Source organism: Streptomyces sp. NPDC051822 (assembly GCF_044452745.1).
Classification (GTDB): domain Bacteria; phylum Actinomycetota; class Actinomycetes; order Streptomycetales; family Streptomycetaceae; genus Streptomyces.
The window spans coordinates 236102-255560 of record NZ_JBITBZ010000012.1 but is presented as its reverse complement, the minus strand read 5'-3'; the positions used below and the strand labels follow the sequence as shown (position 1 = coordinate 255560).

15 protein-coding genes are annotated in these 19459 nt (G+C 75.3%); 3 read left to right on the top strand and 12 right to left on the bottom strand.

What is annotated here, in order from left to right:
• Positions 1-26 precede the first annotated feature (26 nt).
• Complete coding sequence (locus ACIA8N_RS30830; protein ID WP_365785766.1) at positions 27-1226, top strand: cysteine desulfurase-like protein; 1200 nt, start codon at positions 27-29, stop codon at positions 1224-1226.
• 3 nt (positions 1227-1229) lie between these two features.
• Here the strand turns inward: ACIA8N_RS30830 and ACIA8N_RS30825 are convergent, their stop codons facing one another.
• The 11 genes from ACIA8N_RS30825 to ACIA8N_RS30775 form a co-directional block, all read right to left on the bottom strand.
• Complete coding sequence (locus ACIA8N_RS30825; protein ID WP_365785764.1) at positions 1230-3098, bottom strand: ABC transporter ATP-binding protein; 1869 nt, start codon at positions 3096-3098, stop codon at positions 1230-1232.
• Entirely contained in the window at positions 3095-4834 is a 1740-nt protein-coding gene (locus ACIA8N_RS30820) for an ATP-binding cassette domain-containing protein (protein ID WP_365785762.1), read from the bottom strand. The genes ACIA8N_RS30825 and ACIA8N_RS30820 overlap by 4 nt, the downstream gene beginning before the upstream one ends.
• On the bottom strand, positions 4831-6093 hold the full coding sequence (locus ACIA8N_RS30815) for a SagB/ThcOx family dehydrogenase (RefSeq protein ID WP_365785760.1): 1263 nt from the start codon (positions 6091-6093) through the stop codon (positions 4831-4833). The genes ACIA8N_RS30820 and ACIA8N_RS30815 overlap by 4 nt, the downstream gene beginning before the upstream one ends.
• 8 nt (positions 6094-6101) lie before the next feature.
• Positions 6102-7481 carry a YcaO-like family protein gene (locus tag ACIA8N_RS30810; RefSeq protein ID WP_365785758.1) on the bottom strand — a complete coding sequence of 460 codons (1380 nt, stop codon included), beginning with the start codon at positions 7479-7481 and terminating at the stop codon, positions 6102-6104.
• Positions 7478-8965, bottom strand: a complete 1488-nt coding sequence (locus tag ACIA8N_RS30805; RefSeq protein ID WP_365785755.1) for a CocE/NonD family hydrolase — start codon at positions 8963-8965, stop codon at positions 7478-7480. The genes ACIA8N_RS30810 and ACIA8N_RS30805 overlap by 4 nt, the downstream gene beginning before the upstream one ends.
• The gene (locus tag ACIA8N_RS30800; RefSeq protein WP_365785753.1) at positions 8962-9984 is read right to left on the bottom strand and encodes a hypothetical protein; all 1023 of its coding nucleotides are present in this window, start codon (positions 9982-9984) and stop codon (positions 8962-8964) included. Before ACIA8N_RS30800 ends, ACIA8N_RS30805 begins: the two co-directional genes overlap by 4 nt.
• A 92-nt stretch (positions 9985-10076) precedes the next feature.
• Complete coding sequence (amiA, locus tag ACIA8N_RS30795; protein WP_243900507.1) at positions 10077-10190, bottom strand: streptamidine family RiPP; 114 nt, start codon at positions 10188-10190, stop codon at positions 10077-10079.
• 56 nt (positions 10191-10246) lie between these two features.
• Positions 10247-11074 carry an ABC transporter ATP-binding protein gene (locus ACIA8N_RS30790; protein WP_399416840.1) on the bottom strand — a complete coding sequence of 276 codons (828 nt, stop codon included), beginning with the start codon at positions 11072-11074 and terminating at the stop codon, positions 10247-10249.
• Between the two features lie 85 nt (positions 11075-11159).
• On the bottom strand, positions 11160-12167 hold the full coding sequence (locus ACIA8N_RS30785) for a FecCD family ABC transporter permease (protein WP_399416834.1): 1008 nt from the start codon (positions 12165-12167) through the stop codon (positions 11160-11162).
• Positions 12164-13132: a FecCD family ABC transporter permease gene (locus ACIA8N_RS30780; protein ID WP_399416839.1), complete on the bottom strand. Its 969-nt coding sequence runs from the start codon at positions 13130-13132 to the stop codon at positions 12164-12166. The genes ACIA8N_RS30785 and ACIA8N_RS30780 overlap by 4 nt, the downstream gene beginning before the upstream one ends.
• Before the next feature lie 158 nt (positions 13133-13290).
• Positions 13291-14268, bottom strand: coding sequence for an ABC transporter substrate-binding protein (locus ACIA8N_RS30775; protein WP_365785749.1), 978 nt, complete (start codon positions 14266-14268; stop codon positions 13291-13293).
• A gap of 92 nt (positions 14269-14360) precedes the next feature.
• On the opposite strand from ACIA8N_RS30775, the gene ACIA8N_RS30770 reads away from it, so the two are divergent.
• Positions 14361-15560 (top strand): hypothetical protein, encoded by a 1200-nt coding sequence (locus tag ACIA8N_RS30770; protein WP_365785747.1) that lies wholly within the window; start codon positions 14361-14363, stop codon positions 15558-15560.
• A 194-nt stretch (positions 15561-15754) separates the two neighbouring features.
• Positions 15755-16498, top strand: coding sequence for a TetR/AcrR family transcriptional regulator (locus ACIA8N_RS30765; protein ID WP_365785745.1), 744 nt, complete (start codon positions 15755-15757; stop codon positions 16496-16498).
• Here ACIA8N_RS30765 and ACIA8N_RS30760 read toward each other — a convergent pair.
• The gene (locus ACIA8N_RS30760; protein WP_365785743.1) at positions 16467-19271 is read right to left on the bottom strand and encodes a BREX system ATP-binding domain-containing protein; all 2805 of its coding nucleotides are present in this window, start codon (positions 19269-19271) and stop codon (positions 16467-16469) included. The genes ACIA8N_RS30765 and ACIA8N_RS30760 overlap by 32 nt on opposite strands.
• Positions 19272-19459: the final 188 nt, after the last annotated feature.

The following is a 19459-nucleotide window of genomic DNA, read 5'->3' as shown; positions in this document are numbered from 1 at the left end:
GAGCCGTCCGACAGAAAGCCGAGGCCATGCCCATCGACGTCACCGCACTCCGGGCCCACTTCCCCTCCCTCGACCACGGGCTCGCCTTCTTCGACGGGCCGGGCGGCACCCAGACCCCGCGCCCCGTCGCCGAGGCCATCGCCGCGACGCTCACCGGCCCCCTCTCCAACCGGGGCACGGTCAGCCCGTCCGAGCGCAACGCCGAGCAGTCCGTCACCGACTTCCGCGCCGCCTACGCCGACCTGCTCCACATGCCCGCGAGCGGCATCGTCCACGGGCGCAGCGCCACCCAGCTCACGTACGACTTCTCCCGCACCCTGGCCAAGGGCTGGCGGCCGGGTGACGAGATCATCGTGAGCCGCCTCGACCACGACACCAACGTCCGTCCCTGGGTCCAGGCGGCCGAGCACACGGGAGCGACGGTCCGCTGGATCGACGTCGACCCGGAGACGGCGGAGCTCGACCTCGGGTCGTACGAGCGGGCCCTCTCGTCCCGGACCCGGGTGGTGGCGGTCACCGCGGCCTCGAACGTCCTGGGCACCAAGCCGCCCGTCCGCCGGATCGCCGACCTGGCCCACGAGGCGGGCGCCCTCGTGTACGTGGACGGGGTGCACTACGCGGCACACCACCTCGTGGACGTGCCCGCGCTGGGCGCGGACCTGTTCGTGTGCTCGCCGTACAAGTTCCTCGGCCCGCACTGCGGCGTGCTCGCCGGAGCGCCGGAACTCCTGGAAACCCTCCGCCCGGACAAGCTCCTGCCGTCCTCGGACGCCGTCCCCGAACGCTTCGAGTTCGGCACCCTGCCGTACGAGATCCTCGCGGGCGCCCGCGCCGCCGTGGACTTCCTCGCCGCGATGGACCCCGGCGACGGCGTCACGCGCCGGGAGCGGCTGACGCGGTCCCTGGCCTCCCTGCACGCACACGAAACGACGCTGCGTACGAGGCTGGAGGAGGGCCTCGGGGACCTCGGCGACGCCGTCACGCTGCACTCGAAGGCCCAGGACCGCACCCCGACGTTCCTGATGACCCTCGAAGGCCGCGACCCGCGCGAGGCCCAGCTCCACCTGGCCGCCCGCGACGTCCTCGCCACCGCCGGCCAGTTCTACGCGCACGAGCCCTTCGCCGCGCTGAAGCTGGAGGGCCCCGCCCTGCGGGTCGGCCTGGCGCCCTACAACACGACCGGCGACATCGACCGGCTCCTCGCGGGCCTCGCCGAGTTCCTCTGACGTTCAGGAGGGGATGTCGGCGAGGGTGCGGTTGAGGGCGCTGTCGGGGCGGGCGGTGAGCTCCTCCCAGGTGCCCTCCTCCGTGACACGGCCCGCTTCGAGGACGGCGATGCGGTCCGCGCGGCGGATGGTGGCGCGGCGGTGGGCGATGACGAGGGTCGTCCGTCCCTCCTGGCGGAGCGCGGTGGCGAGTTCGGCGTCGCTCGCGTTGTCCAGGTGGGCGGTGGACTCGTCCAGTACCAGGACTCTCGGCCGGGCCAGGAGCGCGCGGGCCAGGGCTATCCGGGCCCGCTGGCCTCCCGAGAGGGTGGCCCCGCGCTCGCCGACCGGGGTGCTCAGGGGGGCGATCCGGTCGACGCCGCACCGGCGGGCCGTCTCGGCGAGGAGGTCGTCGTCGGCCTCGGGGGCGGCGAGCCGCAGGTTGTCGGCGAGGGTGCCGTGGAAGAGGGGCGTCTCCTGGCCCACCAGCGCGACGGCCCGCCGCAGGTCGGCGTCGCTGACCTCCCGTACGTCGACGGGCGGCCCGTCGGCGGGGAGCAGCTGGACCGCGCCGGCCGACGGGTCCCAGAAGCGGGCCAGGAGGTGGGCGCAGGTGGACTTGCCCGCGCCCGAGGCGCCGACGAGGGCGAGGGTCTGGCCCGCCGGCACGGTCAGCTCGACGCCGTCGAGCACGGGTCCGCCGCCGTAGTCGAACCGCACCCGGTGCAGTCGGACGCCCAGTGGGCCTGGGGGAAGCGCGCGGGGCGCGGCGGGTGCCGGGGCGGGTGCGGGGGCCCTCACGGCCGCGCCGACGCGGGCGGCGGCGGCACGCAGGGCCACGGCCTGGCTGAGGGACCTCGCCGACTCCGCGACGGGCCCGAGTACGGCGAGGGCGAGCGCCATCGCCGCCGGTGCCCAGGCGCCGTGCAGTCGTCCCGAGGTCATGGCGTGTGCCGCGGCGGCCACGACGCCGAGGAGCGCCACGACGATGAGGAGATCGCGGACCGCGGCGGCGACGGCCTCCCAGGTGGCCTCGGCGCGCTGGGCGTCGCCGACCTGCCGTCCGCGGTCGGCCAGTCGGCGGCGGCGTCCGGTGAGGGCGCCGAAGGCGAGCAGCTCGCGCAGGCCGTCGACGATCTCCACCGTGTCGGCCGAGAGACCGGCGACGGCCGTCCGGGTGCGGGCGCCGCGGGCCGCGCGCCCGCGGGCCTCGGCGAAGGGGGCCGCGGTGAGCAGCGCCGCGACCGGCAGCACGGCGGCGAGCAGCCACGGCTCCACCGTGGCGAGGACCGCCGCCCCGCCGGTGAAGACCGCCCCCGCGGCCAGGAGCTGGGCGGTGGTGTGGGCGTAGAGGAACTCCAGTGCCTCCACGTCGGCCATGGCGGTGGCGGCGAGGTCGCCGCTGCGCCGGCCGGCGACGCGGGCGGGAGCGCTGCGGGCGAGCCCGTCAAAAACGCGGACGCGCAGCGCGGCGAGGACCCGGTAGGCCAGGTCGTGCGAGAGGTCCATCTCGCGCCAGGTCGTGAGGGCCCGTACGAGGACGAGGGCGGCGAGCGCGGCGACGGTGCCCGACGAGGGGGCCCGGCCTTCGATGACGGCCGTTCCCACGGTGTGGGCCGCCAGGGTGAGGAGGGTGACGAGGGAGGCCTGTTCGATGAGGGCGGCGGCACAGGTGCGGGCCGTCATGAACCGGTGCTCGGCGAGGGCGGGGAGCAGGGCGCGCAGGGAGCCGCGCTCGGGCAGGACCGTGTCGGAGGTGGTGGCGGGGGCGGTTCCGGTGGCGCTTTCGGCCTGGGTGGCGGTTCCGGTGGCGGTTCCGGGGGTGGTTCCGGGGGTGGTTCCGGGGGTGGCGTCATTCGCGGGTTCGGTGGCGGCTGCGGTGGTGTCGTTCATGCGGCGAGTTCTCCCGGGTGGATGCGGCCGGCCTCGGCGAGGCGCGCGTAGACGCCGCCCGCCTCGACCAGGCCCGTGTGGTCGCCGACGGCGTCCACCCGTCCCCCGTCGAGGACGACGATGTGGTCGGCGTGGCGGACGGCGGCGAGCCGGTGGGCGATCACCAGGACGGTGCGGTCGCCCGCGGCGTGCAGCAGTTCGCGGACGATGTCCGCCTCGCGGCGCTCGTCGACCGAGCTGGTCGCCTCGTCGAGGACGAGCACGGGGGCGTCCGCGAGGAGGGCCCGCGCGAGCGCGATCCGCTGTCGCTGCCCGCCGGACAGGGTGGCGCCGCGTTCGCCGAGGACGGTGGCGTAGCCGTCGGGGAGGGCGGCGATCTCGTCGTGGACGCCCGCCACGCGCGCCGCCGCCGTCAGGTCCTCGTCCGTGGCCTCCGGCCGGGCCATGCGCAGGTTGTCGGCGATCGTGGCGTGGAAGAGGTACGTGTCCTGCGACACCACGGCGACGCCCTGCCGCAGCGCGTCCAGGGAGTGCTCGTCGGTGCGGCGTCCGTCGAGGGTGATCCGGCCTCCGTGCGGGTCGTGGTGGCGCAGGAGCAGGGCGAGCAGGGTGGACTTCCCCGCGCCGGACGGGCCGACGATCGCGGTGGTGCGTCCCGCCGGTGCGGTGAAGGAGACGCCGTGGAGGGCGGGTTCCGGTGCGCCTTCGTAGGTGAACCGGACGTTCTCGAAGCGGAGTTCCGGGGGCGCCTGCCACGGTCCGGCGGCGGTTCCGGTGTCGTGGACGGCGGGTTCGACGGTGCGCAGCGCCGCGATCCCGTCGGCGGCCGACGCGCCCAGGTATCCGGCGTGCCATTCGCGCGCGAGGTCGCGCACCGGCCGGAAGCATTCGGAGGCGAGGAGCAGCACCAGGTAGGTGCCGGTCGCCGTGGTCGATCCGCTGACGGCCGACCAGCAGGCGAGGAGCGCGGCGGCCGCGGTGCCGCCCTGGATGGCGAGGTCGGTGATGCCGGTGTCGACCAGGGAGACGCGCAGTTTGGCGACGGTCGCCCGGTGCAGTGCCGCCGAGCGCTTCTCCAGGCGTTCGCGGGTGCGGCCGACGGCGCCCGCGGCCCGCAGGGCGGGCATGCCCTGCAGGGCTTCCAGGTAGTCGGCGCCCAGCCCTTCGTACGTGTCCCAGTGCTCCTTGCCGCGGGCGGCGAGGAGGCGGTCCCAGGCGCGCGGGCCGGCCAGGGCGAGCAGCAGGGCGGGGACGAGACCGAGCAGCGCCGCCGGTTCCACGGCGGCCAGGACGACGAGCACCAGGGGCGGCACGGTCAGGGTGATGAGGAGCTGGGGCAGGTAGCGGGAGACGTAGGCGTCGACGCCCTCCACGCCGTCGACGAGGGTGGTGCGGACGGCTCCGGCCCGCGCGGTGGTCAGGTGGGCGGGGCCCAGGCGCCCCAGGTGGGCGAGGAGTTCGTCCCGCAGGGCCACCCGGACCTGCGCCCCGGCGCGGGTGGCGGTGCGCCGCTGCCAGGTGCCGAGGCCCGCGCGGGCGGTGACGACGGCGAGCACCCCGGCCAGCAGCCAGGGGAGTTGTGCCGTGTGGCCGCGGGCGAGGTGGGCGAGTGCGACGGCCAGCAGGGCCGACTGTCCCAGGTGGGTGAGAGTCACGACACCTTGCAGGAGGGTGGCGGTGAGCAGCGGGCGCCGTGCGCGGAGGGCGGCGCGGCGCAGCTCGGGGTGGACGATCATGCGGTGTTCTCCTCGTCGGCGTGGAGGGTGCCCAGGGGGTGTCCTGGCCTGCCTGGTCCGGTCGGCGGCCCACTCCCCAGGGCCAGGCCGTGGACGATCCAGTCCTGGCCGGGTGGGGCGCCGAGCGCCGCGCCGAGGTCGGCCTGCTGCCAGGAGCCCACAGGCCGGGCGGCGAGGCCGTGGCGCCTGGCGGTGACCTGGGCGATGTGGACGGCGAATCCGGCCCGCAGGTGGGTGCGGCGGATGTGCGCGTCGTCGGAGTCGGCGGGGCAGCCGCGGGCGAGCAGGACGGCTCCCGCGTCCGCGATCCAGGCCTGGCCCGCCGCCCAGGCCGCGAGCGTGGGGCGGGCCTCGCCGGCGGCGCACCGCCGCGGTGTCGCCCCGTCGGGGGCAGGCTCCATGAGGCCGGGCTCGGGGCCGCCGACGGCGGCGCACCAGCGCAGGTCGCCGCCGCCCGCCCCGACGGCGGTGGTGAGGACCGCCCGCAGCGCCTCGGGACTCGGAATGCCTCGGAGCGGCGGCGGGTCGCTCCGGCGGGCGAGCAGCTCCTCGGGCGTGGGTGCCCCGTACGGACGGTCGGGCCGGTGGGCCGGGCCCGGCGGGGGGACGCGTACGGCGGCGAGGGGGCTCGTCGTGTGTCCGTCGAGCCGGAGTTCGGGCTCCGCCGTCCCCAGCGCCCGGGCCGCGAGGAGCAGCGCCGCCGCGGTGTGTCCGGTGTCGAGGAGGAGCAGCGGCAGGGCGCGGTGGCCGTAGTGGGAGACCGTACGCCGTGCGGTGACGGAGAGTTCGGCGGTCAGGCCCGGCGGCGTACCGGAGGGCTGGTCGCCGAGTCGGTGGACGCGGTGACGCAGCGGGTCGTAGCCGTAGCGGCCGGGTGGCAGCGAGCAGCCGGCGCCCACGACGAGTTCGGTGTCCACCGGGTGCAGGGCGCCGGCGGAGGCGGCGGGCCGCAGCCTTCCCGGGTCGTCGGATGCCGCCAGGGAGAGCCGCAGCAGGGTCCGCAGATCGAGCTCCGCCGGACCGCCCTCCGGGATCGGCAGCGGCGGCCCCGGCCAGGCGGGGACGGCCGGTCCCGCGGGTGTGTCGGGGCCGGGGCGGCGCGGGGAGCGGGCGAGGGCGAGAGCGGCGGCGAGGTTCTCGGGGTGCGGGTCGGGGCGGTGGGCGGCCACCGGGCCGCGGTCGGGATGGCGGGGGGCCACCGGGCTGTGCCCGTCGGGGCGGTGCGGGTCGACCAGGCGGTCCGTGTCGCGGTGTTCCACGGTGGTCCTCACATGTGCGGCGGAGGCGCGAGGGTGAAGTCCTCGGGCGCGTGCGGCGCCGTCGGCCGCCAGCCCCGCCGGACGGCTTCCTCCCCGAGCCGGGGGCAGCCGAAGTAGCCGAAGGCGGCCGGCGCGTTGGGGAGGAGTCCGGAGACGAGGACCCGGGCCACCCGCAGGGACGTCTCGGCCACGTCCTCGGTCGTCAGGTCGAAGGTCATGAGGCGGTGGCCCCCGGTGTGCAGCGCGCGCTCGAGGCGTTCGCGGCTGCCGGGTTCGACCGCGTCGACGGACACGGTTCCGTGGGCGGGTGCCGTGAACCGCCGCGCCTCGGCGGCCATCCGCCCGTCCAGCCACACCTGCACGTGCGCGCCCAGGTCCCGTACGTGCTCGAACCGCTCGCCGCAGGCGTCGAGGTAGCGGTTGTCCGCGCGGTGCTCCAGGTAGAGCCCGCGGGCCAACAGGCCGGCCTCGACGGCCTGGAAGACCCACCCGTCGGGGTCGGTAAGGCCCTGGGTGAAGACCCAGGTGTGGACCGCTTCGAGCACCGCCTTGCGGGCGGCCTCCGCGGGGTCGTACTTGCAGGCGAACCCGGCCGCGTACAGGCCGAGCCGCGGGTCGTGGACGAGCGCGGCCATGCACGGGGCGAACTCGGAGGGCATCTCCACGAGGTGGACGTCGAGCGCGGATCCGGCCAGGTCGTCGAGGAGGCCGGGGACACTGGCCGGGTCGATGCCGCGGGTCGGCCCGTCGAGGTGCCACCACAGTTCCAGGGCGTCGCGTTCGACGACCTCCAGGAGGCCGCGCTCGACGGCGTCGTCGAGTCCCTGCCCGGTGGCGATGCCCGCGTAGTTGAGGTGGTGGGTACGGGGCAGCTCCCGCAGTTCGCCCTGGCGCCAGTTGAGATGGGTGAGGGCGACGGGTGCCCAGACCTCCGCCGTCCGCCCGCCGGGCAGCAGCTCGGTGCCGCGCGTCCACAGGGACGGGGTGTCGGCGGTCAGGCGGCGGTAGGGGAACTTGTCGCGGGTGTACTGCCATGGCGCGTACGTGGGCAGGTCGTCCGGGCCGTAGAGCCGCAGGCCCTTCTCGGCCAGCTCGGCGGCGGTGGCGCGCAGGGGGGCGTCGGGGTGACCGGCCGGCGGCACGCGGTTGCCGCAGTACCGCTCGATCCCCTCGGCTATCGCGGCCACTCGGGCCTGATCGGGGTCGCCGAAGGTGGTGCCGAGGGAGACCCGGTCGGCGGGCCACAGGCCCAGTCTGCGGGCGTCGGATATCTCGGCGGTGAGCGCGGTGTAGCGGGGTGGGGCGCCCGCGGGGTGCTCGACGGGCTTGACCTTTCGGACGATGCCGCAGACGGGGTCGACGAGTGCTTCCAACGGCAGCGCCGTCATCGCAGGATCTCCTTGGCGGGGTCGGTGGGGGCGGGGCGGGACGGGAGGACGGGCAGGCTCAGCGCCACGCTCCCGGGGTCGACTTGCCGCCCGGAGGCGAGCAGCCGGTCGGCCGTCACCGGGTCGTCCCCGCTGTGGGGGTTGCGGGCGTGGGCAGGGAAGTGGTGTCCGGCGATCTCGAGGCGGAGGCGGGTGCCGGCCCGCAGCCGACGCGCGATCCGGCCGAGCTCGACGGTGAACTCGGCTTCGCGGGCGGCCGGTTCCTCGCGCCGCAGGACACCGAGGGCGAGACGCTCGGCCGTCCCCTCCGGTGTGAGGGCGACGAGGCGGGCGGCCCAGTCGGCGGAGGGGGTGTCCGCGGTGGCCCGCAGCCGTACCCGCACCGGCCCGACGGCGTCGAGCGGACGCGGCAGCGGCGCGGTGGCGAGCAGGCAGCGGTCGGGGGGTCCCCCGGTGGGTACGGCGAGGTCGTCGGAGCGGACAGGGCGGTCGGGATCGGCGGTGAAGACGGCGCCTCGCAGCAGCCGCAGCCGCTGGGTGCGCGCCTCGCCTTCGACGGCGGCGGGCAGCCACAGGTCCGCGCCGCCGAGCGCCACCGCGCCGTGGCGGCCGGGGGCGAGGTCGCCGGTCAGGGCGCGGCGGGCCCACCGCACGTACAGCTCGCCGAGGCCCACCCGGTGGGCGGGGCCCGCGCCGGGGCCGGGCGCGGCGACGAGGCCGTGCCCCCAGGGGCCGAGGAGCAGCCGCGCCGAGGGGCCGCCCCAGGTCTGCCACAGGGCGAGGGTGTCCTCGGTGAAGTGGTCGTGGTGGCCGCCGACCGCGAGCAGCGGCATGCCGGCGTGCGAGGCCCGCGCCGTGAGACGGCCGCGGTCGTCGTGCCGCCACAGCGCCGCCCAGGAGGGCAGGCTTCGGCCCAGCCGCTCGGGAAGGCCGGTGAGCGGCAGGTGGGCGAGCAGGCCTGGGTCCGCCGCCAGGGCCTTGTCGAGCGCGCCGTCGTCGGAGTCCCGGCGGTCGCCGTGGGCGGCCCACCACCCTGCGCGGCTCAACAGCCTTTCCGCACCGCAGGGTTCGCGGGCGGTCTCCGTTGCGCCGAGTGCGGGCACGGCGGCGATGACGGCGTCGGGCCGCGCCTCCCGGTCCGCGTCGAGGGCGAGGGTGAGGGCGCAGTGCGCGGCGTAGGAGGCGCCGACGGCGACGATCCGTCCGTCGCTCCACGGCTGCCGGCGGATCCATCGGGCGGTCACGGCACCGTCGGCGGCCTCGTTCTCGTACGGCCGCCACTCCCCCGGCGAGGCGAACCGGCCGCGTACGTCCTGGACGACGGCGGCGAAGCCCCTGCGCGCCCAGCCGCGTGCCTCCGCCAGGTGCCGGGCGCGGTGGTAGGGAGTGCGGATGAGGACGGCGGGGAAGGGGCCCGGGCCTTCGGGGAGCCGCAGGTCCGTGGCGAGGTCTTCGGCGATCGGGGCCGTACGGAAGGAGGTCATCCGTCCGTCTTCGGTATCGGCGCACCGTCGGACGGCGGCGCTGACTTCGGTGTCGGTGCGACGGCGGACGGCGCCGGCTTCGGGATCGGTGAACCGCCGTACAGTCGGGCCGACTTCGGTGTCGGTGCGACGGCGGGGACCGGAAGGACCGGGTGTTCGGTGACGGTCAGCGTACGGAGGTCCACCTGCCGGAGCCGGCGCCGGGCGGGGAGTCCGGCCGAGTCCGGGGTTCCCGTGGCCCACCGGCCGAGGTCGTCGGCGAGCAGGGCCGCGAGCAGCGCGGCCCCGGGTACGCCGAGCGGGACGGGCGCGCCGGTCGTACGGGGACCTTCCCAGTACGCCGCGAGTTCGCGGTGGGCGGGAGTGGCGGCGAGCCGACGGGCCCGGACGTGGGCGGAGGTGACGTCCCCGGGGGCGGCGGCCAGGGGTTCGACGTACGCCTGCCAGCCTTCGCGGTGGCAGCGCAGCCAGGCCACTCCGTGCGCGGGCAGCCGGTCGGCGGCCTCCCACAGCCCGTCGGGTACGGGGCCGTCGAGGCACCACACGACCGCGGCCGGCTCTCCGTCGAGCAGGTCGGCCATCCGTGCCGGTGCCCCCTCGAAAGCGGTCAAGGCGGGGGCGGTGCGGGGCTCGGCGCCCAAGGCGGTGAGGTACGCGGCCAGCGGCCGGGTCAGTGCGGGGTCACCGAGGAGCCTGATGTCCCGGCGGTCGGCGGGCCACGGCGGGCGCGGCGGCTCCTCCGCGAGGTATCCGGCCTCCTCGAAGGCCCTTACGACGCGGTGCAGTTCCGCGTCCATGCGGTGCGGTTGCGCGTCCGTCCGGTGCGGCTCGGCGTCCGTCCGGTGCGGTCCCGCGTCCGTGCGGTGCGTACCGGTGCCGGCGAGCAGGGCGAGCAGGGCGCTCTCGTCCGCCGCCCCGGTCCTGACGGTGAGGAACTCCCCCTCGGCGGTGCGGACGGCGAGGCCGCGCCCGGGAACGGTGACGACTTCGACTCCGGGGACGAGCCGGTTGCGGGACACGACGATCCTCCTGACGGCGGGGCTTGGGATGGGCGTGGGCCCGCCCGAAAGGCGACGGGCGGGCCCACGGTCGAGGGTGGTGAGGCCCTCGCTTACTCCTCGGTGTCCTCGAAGGGGTTCTCGACGAGCGCGTTGGAGTGGGAGGCCGAGTCGTGGGCCAGCTGACCCGGGTCGGCGATCGGGGCGAAGATCTGCTCGTTGTCCATGAACTCTCCTGGTTTGTGAGGGAGATGCGGCGCTCGGTCGAGCGCCGTGATCGACACTAATGGAAGTGATTTTCATTTTCTAGAGTGGCAGAGGTGACCAGAGGGTGATCTGGGTAACACACGGGCCAGCCGCCCTCGGGGTCCTCGCCGACCCGGCCGGCCACCTTCAGGACGTCCGCAAGGAGAGCCGGCGTGACGACCTCCTTCGGCGTTCCGTCGGCCACCACGCGGCCCTCGCGCAGGGCGACGACGCGTTCGGCGAACCGCGCGGCGTGGGCCAGGTCGTGCAGCACCATCACCACGGTGAGGCCGCGCTCCTCGCGCAGCCGGACCACCGTCTGCAGCACGTCGAGCTGGTGGTGCAGGTCCAGATAGGTCGTCGGCTCGTCGAGCAGCAGGACCCGGGTGTCCTGGGCGAGCGCCATCGCGAGCCGCACCCGCTGCCGCTCTCCCCCGGACAGCGCGTCGACGTCCCGGTCGGCCCACTGCTCCACGCCGACGTCACGCAACGCCCGGTGCACCACGGGGTCGTCGCCCTCGCGGAGCATGCCCAGCGGGCCCCGCGCCGCGTACCGCCCCTGCCGTACCAGATGACGTACCGTCAACCCCGGTACGGCCGGGGCGGACTGGTGCAGAAGCGCCACTCTGGCCGCCGTGGCACGCCGGGAGAGTCCGGCGAGGTCGTCCCCGCCGAGCAGCACCCGCCCCCGGTCCGGTTCTAGCAGCCCTGCGGCCAGCCGCAGCAGGGTCGACTTCCCGCAACCGTTGAGGCCGATCAGGGCGGTCAGTTCGCCCGGTCTCACGGTCAGGTCGACGCCCCGCAGGACGGGCCGCGCGGGGTAGCCGAAGTGGACCCCCTCGACCTGTATGCCCACGGACTGCACCTGCACTTGCGCCTGGCGCGGCGGCTGCGAGGACCGGGGTCGGGGCTGGGAGTGGGACTGGGTCATGCTCTGTCCTCCGTCGACTTCAGAACGTTCGGCCCGGCGCTCGGCGCACGACGACCAGCAGCAGGGCCGCGCCGAGGCAGGCGGTGAGTGCTCCCACCGGCAGCGTGAGCCGGCCGGCGCCGAGTGCCGCCGCCAGCAGCCGCGAGGACAGCTGCGCCACGGCGTCCGCCCCGCACACCACGACGGCGCCCGTCAGGGCCGCGCCCGGAAGGCTCACCCGCAGGTCCGCGCCGAAGAGGGCCACGGCCAGATGCGGCACGAGCAGACCTACGAAGCCGAGCGCTCCGACGGCCGCCACCGCACCCGCCGTCAGCGCCACCGCACACAGCAGGGCGAGGGAGCGGGCCCTCCCGGCGGAGAGGCCGGCGGCCAGGGCGATGTCGTCACCGCAGCGCAACAGGGTCAGCGGCCCGGCGAGCAGCCACGCGGCGATACCCCACACCAGGGCCCAGGGCCACAGCAGGTGCCAGTGCTCCCACACGCGACCCTCCGTCGTACCCACCAACCACTGGACGACGCTGCCGAGTTCGCCCGGCTTCACGAGCAGCACCATGGCGGTGAACCCGCCGAGCACCGCCGACACCAGCACGCCGTGCACGGCGGTCCGCGCCGGGTCGCCGCCCCCACGGCCCACGAGCAGCCACAGCAGCAGCGCCCCGGCGCAGCCGCCGGCACAGGCGGCGAGCACGACGGCCAGGGGCGAGTCCCATCCGGCGAGCCCGAGGGCCGTCGCGGTCACGGCACCGAGGACCGCCCCCGGTGTCACGCCCGTCACCTCCGGTCCCGCGAGGGGGTTGCGCAGCGCGGACTGCAGGACGAGCCCGGCCACGGCGAGGGACGCGCCCGCCCCCAGGGCCACCAGCATCCTGGGCAGCCGCAGCCGGAGCAGGATGTGACGTTCCGTCGCGTCACCGCCCCCGCCGAGGACGTCCCAGACCGCACCCGGTGACATGCCGCGTCCGGCGACGAGTTCCACCGCAACGCACAGAGCGGCCAGGACCGCGAGCGCCATGAAACGCCGCTTCACCGGGCATCCTCCGTCCCGGTCGTCCGGCCCCGGCGGCCCGACCGCATCAGGGCGACCCCTGCCGGTACTCCCAGCAGGGCCGTCCAGGCGCCGGCGGGCGTCTCCACGGGTGCGAGTGCCAGCCGGGCGGGGACGTCGGCGACCGTCACGACGACGGCGCCCCATGCGGCGGACCACGGCAGCCAGCGCACCGCCCCCGACGTGGGGGCGAACCGTCGCGCCAGGTGCGGGGCGAGGAATCCCACCCACGCGACCGGGCCGCACACGGCCGTGACGGGCGCGATCAGCACGACGGCGACGGCCAGCGCGGCCAGCCGGGCCCGCTGGGCCCGCACGCCGAGCGCCTCGGCGTCCTCGTCGCCCAGCCGCATCACCGACAGCACCGGAGCGCAGAGCACGAGGGCGGGGGCCGCGATCAGCAGCCAGGGCCAGAGCCCCACGACGTCCTCCCAGGTCCTGGCGGAGAGCGAGCCCAGCAGGTAGCGGTAGATGAGCTGGAGGTCGAGCTGGTCCGCCATGACCATCAGGACGAGCAGCGCGGCCTGCAGGGCGGCCGCGACGGCGGCGCCGGTCAGCAGGACGGCGGACGGGCCGCGCCCGAGTCCGGCGGCGAGCAGGGTGAGCCCGCCGCCGAGCGCGGCCCCGCCGAGCGCGAGCAGGGGCTGGACCACGGCGGGCAGGGACAGGGCCAGGACCAGGGGCGCGGCCACCCCCAGCGCGGCGCCGGACGAGACGCCGAGCATCTCCGGCACCGCGAGGGAATTGCGGAGCGCCTCCTGGAGCACGAGTCCGGCCGCACCCAGACAGGCTCCGGCGACCAGCCCCAGCACCAGGCGCGGGACGCGGAGTTCGGTGACGACGATGCCGGCGAGCGTGGTGTCCCCTTCGAGCACCGCACCGACGAGCCGGTGGGGTGGGACGTACGGGGTGCCGAGGCACAGGGCGCAGAGCGACGCGGCGGTCAGCGTCAGGATCACCAGGAGCGGTTGCCAGGCCCGGACGCGGGGCGGGGGCGACGGAGCCGCGCCCGCCGTACGGCCCTGACGGCCCTGACGGCCCTCCGTACGGCCCTCCGCTTGGAGGGCCGCGGCATCCGCCGGCGTGGGCGCCGAGGAGGGCGTCCTCACCGCAGCGCGGCCGTGGCCTCGTCGAGGACGATGCCCAGCGAGCGGGTCCCGCGCCCCTTGGCCCACACCTCTGAGTTCACCTCGTGGACGTCACCGTTCTTCACGGCCGGGATCTTGCTCCACAGGGGGTTCTTCGCCAGCTTCTCCGAGAGCTTGCCGTTCGCGTCGCCGAAGCTCATCGTCTCGACGAACAGCACGTCGACGTCCTGGGCGAGGATCTCTTCGAGGCTGTAACTTCCGTCCACGCCACGGGACTTCCACGGGTAGTCGGCGATCTTGGGGAAGAGGCTGGCGGTCACGTCGCCCTCCGGGGTCGCGACGCCGAAGTTCTCGTCGCTGCCGTAGATGATGAGGGCGGTCCTGTCGCTCGGGGCCTTCTCGGCCTTGGCGAGCTTGGTCCGGAAGGTCCGCTCGGCCTTCTCCCCCTCCGCGGTGCGGCCCGTGAGGGCGGCGGCGTCGCGCAGGTAACCCACGCTGTCCTCCCACGTCTCGGGCTGCATGGCCCAGAACGTCGTGGCGCCCTTCAGCGCGGGGGCGAGCTTGCCGTGGGTGTCACCGAGGCCGATCACGAGGTCCGGCTTGTGGGAGAGGATCGCCTCCACCTCCGGGGCGATGAAGCCGCCGGGGATGACGTCGACCTCCTTCGCCCTGGCCTCTCCGAGGAAGGCGGGGTGGGCGAGCAGTGTGCCGTTGGTGGCCGTCGGGACGATGCCGAGTTCGGTCAGGATGTCGTCGCAGAGCGCGAAGAGGCAGACGATCCGTTCCGGCGCCTTCGTCAGGGAGACCTTGACGCCCTTCACGTCCGTCAACTCGGTGGCTGCCTTGATCGGTTCGACGGTGACCTCGGTCTTCGCGGTGGGCCGGGCCTTGTCGTTCGCGGACTCGCCCCCGGTCGAGCCGCAGCCGGCCAGGACGGAGCCCACCACCGCCGCGGTGAGACAACTACGGACGAATCTGGACGGTGCGTGCAGCATCGATGCCCTCGCTTCTCGGCAGGAACCCGGAACGCGACGAACATACATGATAATCGTTTTCACTTTCACCTGCCCGGCTTCCTGGAGGACCCATGACAACCCCTGCCACCGCCCTGCTCGTCTCCGACCACGTGGACGGATCCCTGCACGTCCTGTCCGTGCCGGACGGCAGCGTCATAGGCCGCCTCACCGGACGTCATCTCTCCGAGCACGCGGGCCTCCTGGCGCTGCCGGGAGGACGGGTGGCCTGCGTCGACGACCGCCGGGGAGAGCTGCTGGTGCTCGACCCCTTCGGCGAGGTGCTGGTGCGGCGGACCGTCCCGGTCGCCGTGCCCGCCGAGCATCTCGCCTGCGATCCGACCGGCCGCCTGCTGGCCGTCACGACCGGCCTGGGCAAGAACACCGAACCCTGGTCGGACCTCCTGACGGTCGTCGACCTGACCACCGGCGAGGCCGCCCGCGTGCGGACCCGCGTCGGCGAACCGGGCGTGACGGTGCCGGGCGGCGGCGAAGCGCTCGTCGTCCTGCGGCACAGGGAGCCCGGCGCCCTCGCCGTCCACCGCTTCGGGGATCTCCTCGCGGCTCCGCCCGGCTGCCCCGTGGTCGGGCCCCACGCGCTCCTGACGCTGCCGGACGACGGCCACGGTGACGCGTACGACCCGGTCTCGGGGCGGGTGTTCGCGGCCACGGGCGAGGGGGTGCACACGGCCCGCAGGGCGGGCGACACCCTCGCGGCTGGGCCGGTGATCCCCTGGGAGTCGTCCGCCCGCGGCTGGTACCTCCGTCTCGACACCCGTCGGCGGGCGCTGTGGACCACCCTGCGCGGCGGTGCTCCTGACCCGCTGCGGTGGCCGGAGTGGACCAACCAGGCATGGCGCCACGACCTGGAGACGGGCCGCACGCGCCGCACCGAACTCGGCCCCGGCCTGGTCTTCCGGCTGGCCCTCGCCCGCGACCACGCCGCCTTCACCCGCGTGCACCCCGACGGCGACGAACTGGTGCTCCTAGGCGCCGACGACACCCTTCGCCGCGTCCCCCTCCCCGCCATGGACGGCGCCCCTCGGCGCGGCGGCACTCCCTGGGAGGGGGTCGAGCGCCGCGCGGTGGCCGCCTCGCCGGGCTCCGACTGGATCGCCGTCACCCGCGGCGGCCACGGCGAGGTGCATCTCGTCGACGCGCGGACGGGCGACGAGGTGGCCCGTCCACGCGTGGGCACACCGCTGCGTCACGGCGGCCACATGATGCTGCTCGGCCGGAACGACGGCGCTCACGGCGACCCCGTGGGGCGCTGAGAGGCGCGGGCCGAGGGGCTGACGGAGGAACGGGCCGGGGACGGCGCGGCGGCTCCCGCCGGCGTGGCGGAATCACGACAGTCGTGTTTCGGTAGGGCCGATCCCGTACCGCGAGTGGTCGCGGTACGAGACGATGTCGCTCCCGAGGCCCCCTACGGTGAACGCCGCGTTCGGCGGTGTGGAGCAGGAGCCAGGTGAGACACGGTGAGGCACCGGCGCCGGAGCGTCCGACGCAGCCGCTGACGCGTCCGCACATCGTGGCGGCGGGACTGCGACTGCTCGAGCGGGAGGGCGCGGCCGGTCTCAGCATGCGCAAGCTCGCCGGCGAGCTGGGAAAGGCCCCGGCGGCCGTCTACCGGCATGTCAGCGACAAGCGGGAGCTGATGTCCCTGCTCTTCGACGAGGTGTCCCGGCGGATCGTACTCCCGGAGGTGGGGGACGATCCCAGGACGGCCGTCCTGGAGGCGGCGCAGAGCGCGCACCGCGTGATGGAGGAGCACGGGTGGATCGCCACCGGGATGCTCGACGGGGCGCTGCTCGGCGCCACCTCGATGCGGCTCTCCGAGTTCATCCTCGACGCGCTCGTACGGCACGGGATGAGCGACGCGCAGGCCGCCCGCCTGGACGTGGCGATCTGGCAGTACCTGGTGGGGCATCTGGTGGCCGTACGGGCCGCCCCGCACCCGCCGGTACCGGGCGGGGACGGGGCGGAGGACTATCCGACGGTACGCAGGGTCGCCCCGCTCGTGGCGTCGATGAGCGACCACGAGCGGTTCACCGCCGGGCTGGTCGTCCTGCTCGACGGGGCGTTCGCCGCGCCGCCGGCCGCGCACGACGACGCGGCCGGGAACGGCGGCACAGCACCCGGCGGGGCTCCGCCCGTCACCCCGTCCGTCAGCCCGTCCCTCAGCCCGTCCGGAGCCGATGCGGTGGAGTGAGCGCCGTCCGGGGCTGGTAGAGCAGCACCGCCGCCGGGGCGGGGGCCTCCTCCGCCGGGAAGTACCGGGTCAGCTCGTGTCGGCCGCTGATGCGCAACTTCCGGTAGGAGTGGGTGAGATGGGACTCGACGTTCCGCAGGCTCACCTTCAGGAGCTGGGCTATGCCGCGGTTGCTCATCCCGCGGGCGGCCAGTTCGGAGACCTGCCGTTCGGTCGGGGTGAGCAGCGACTCGGTGGAGTCCTTGCGCGGGTCGGGCCGCCCGCCCGCGTGCCGCAGCTCCCGCTGCACCGCCTCCACCAGGCCGTCGGCGCCGAGCGAGATGCCGACCTCGTTGGCGCGGTGGAGCAGTTCACGGGTGCGCCGGGCCCTGCCGCTCTGCCGGTGGGCTCGCCCGGCCGCGTACAGGGCGTGGGCGAAGAGCAGGGGCGCGGAGGCCGGTTCGAGGAGTTCGGCGGCCTGTTCGGCGAACTGGAGCGCCTCGCGCCCCGAGCCGGCCGAGGCCTGGGCGACGAGGGCCCTGCCCAGGGCGGAGGGGGCGCCCCAGCGGCGGGCGCGTTCGGTCTCCTCGCGGGCGGCGCACCGGGCGGCCGCCCCTTCGCGCAGGGCCAGTTGGAGGGCGGACCGGGTGGAGAGCCAGGGCAGGATCGCCGGGTTGACGACGCCGCGGCGGGTCAGCTCGTCCCCGCAGTGGGCGATCAGCGCGAGGCCGCGCCGTGCCTGGCCCATCCTGCCCAGGGCCCGTCCGGCGCTGTGCAGGAGGTGCAGCCGCCACCAGGTGACGGGCTGCTCCCCGGGAAGGGGCGGGGCCTCTTCGAGCAGGGCGCCGGCCGCGGCGACGTCGTCCTTCTCCAGGGCCACGTCGATGAGGACGCTGCGGGCGAGCGCCCCCACGTGGAACTTGTCGGCGTCGATCCGGGTGAGCAGTTCGAGTGCCGTGCGGGCGTCGCTCCCGGCCTCCGCGAGGAGGCCGCGGTGGAGCTGTACCAGGCCGCGTACGGCCAGGGCCTCGGCGATCCGGGTCACGGTGCCCTCGGTGTGCGCGAGCCGTACCTCGGTGTCGATGTGGCGCCTGGCCTCGTCGACGTCGCCTGCCCAGAGCAGGGCGAGGAGCGCGTGGTACCAGGTGGTCGAGCCGTAGGGGGCGCGGGGCACGGTGAGGATGCGGTCGGCGATCCGCCGTACCGCCGCGGCCGAGTTCCCGGCGGCGGTGCGCAGCAGCAGGACGCGCTCGAGCCGGTCCTCGTCCCGGTCGCCGGGCCGGTAGGTGCCCTCGTGGAGCCGGATGTGGGTGAGCCGTTCGCGCAGGCGGGCGGTGGTGGCGGGGTCCGGGGTGCCGCTCTCGCTCCTGGCGTGCTCCAGGACCTGGCGGGCGCAGGCGGGGTCGTCGAGCCGGAGGAGGATGTCGGAGAGCCGCAGGGCCTCCCGGAGCCGTTCGGCGGGGCCGCAGGCCCCGGCGGCGTGAGCGGTGAGCGCGCGGGCGGAGGCGGGCAGGTCCAGGGCGGTGAGCGCCTGGATCCGCAGTCCCTCGGCGCGGGCCGACTGGTCCTCGGGCAGGCCGTGAAGGACGGCCTTCTCGATCAGCCGCCGGGCGCCCTCGGGGTCGCGGCCGACCATGCCCTGGGCGACGTCGAGCAGCAGGCGTGCCATCCACGGCTCGTCGAGGCGGTGGGAGCGCAGCAGGTGGGCGGCGACGTCCTCGCAGGAGGCGCTGCGGCGCCGCATGAAGCAGGCGGCGAGGCGGTGGAGTTCGGCGCGGTCGGCGCAGGGGATGTCCTCGTAGAGGAGTCCGGCGAGTACGGGGTGGCGGAACGTCATGTCGTGGGGGCAGAGCAGCCCCGACTCGGTGAGCCGGCCGAGGGTGCGGCAGGCGTCCTCGGTGGAGACGCCGCACAGGGCGGCGAGGATGGAGGGGTCCAGGGGGGCGCCCAGGATGCTGGCGGCCCTGGCGACGTCGAGTCCGTGGGGGTCGAGCCGTCTGAGCATGCACAGGATGCGTTCCTTGACCGCCTGGAGGCGCAGCCCCTCGTCCGCCGCGTCCGCCGGTCCCCTGCCGGCGGGGCCGGTCGGGGCGGTCCGTAACCGCTCGGTGAGCAGGTACGGGTTGCCGCCCGTTCCCGCGACCAGCGCGTCCACGGACTCGTGGTCGTGGCCGTGGAGGGCGGCGGCCAGGTCGGAGGCGGCGCTGGGGCTCAGGTCGTGCAGGTGGATGTGCCGGTCGGCGCGGACGCCCTCCATGAGTTCGACGAGGAGGTGCTGGTCGCTCGCCGGTTCGCCGCAGCGTTTGGTGGCGAGCAGGACGACGGGGAGGTTGTCCAGGCGGCGGCTGAGGAAGCCCAGCCAGAGCAGGGACCTGCTGTCGGCGTGGTGGACGCAGTCGACCGTCAGGAGGACGGGGGTGCGCCGGGCGGCCCTGCCCACCGCGGCGCACAGTTCCGCGAGCAGCGGGTAGTCGGGTTCGTCGGGTCCGCCGCACGGAGGGGCTCCGTTCGACGCGAAGGCGCGTTCCCAGCCGTGGGCGGTCTCGGGGAGCGTCCCGAGGAGCTGGTGCACGACGCCCAGCGAGAAGCGCTGTTCGGTGGGGGACGCCGTGGCGGACAGTACGACCATGCCCTGTTCGCGGGCGGTCTCCTCGGCCCAGCGCAGGAGGGAGGTCTTGCCCGTGCCGATGATGCCCTCGACCAGCGCCACCGCGCCCGCGCCGCCTCTCGCAGAGTGGAGCATGTCGGTGATGACCTTGGATTCCTCGCTCCTGCCGAACAGTTCCTGGGGCACGGTCCTGCGCCTCCTGCCTGAAGAGTGAATGCGCGTCGTCAGGGTCGTTGTCCGGTCATGACCGGGCCGTCGACTCCCTGGCAGAAAAGGGCTTCTTCCGGCGGTGCGGAGGAGAGTCCGAGCCTCCCCCACGACCCTCCGATCACCGGTGAACGGCGTACACCTCTGATGCGCCCCGACGCTAGCAC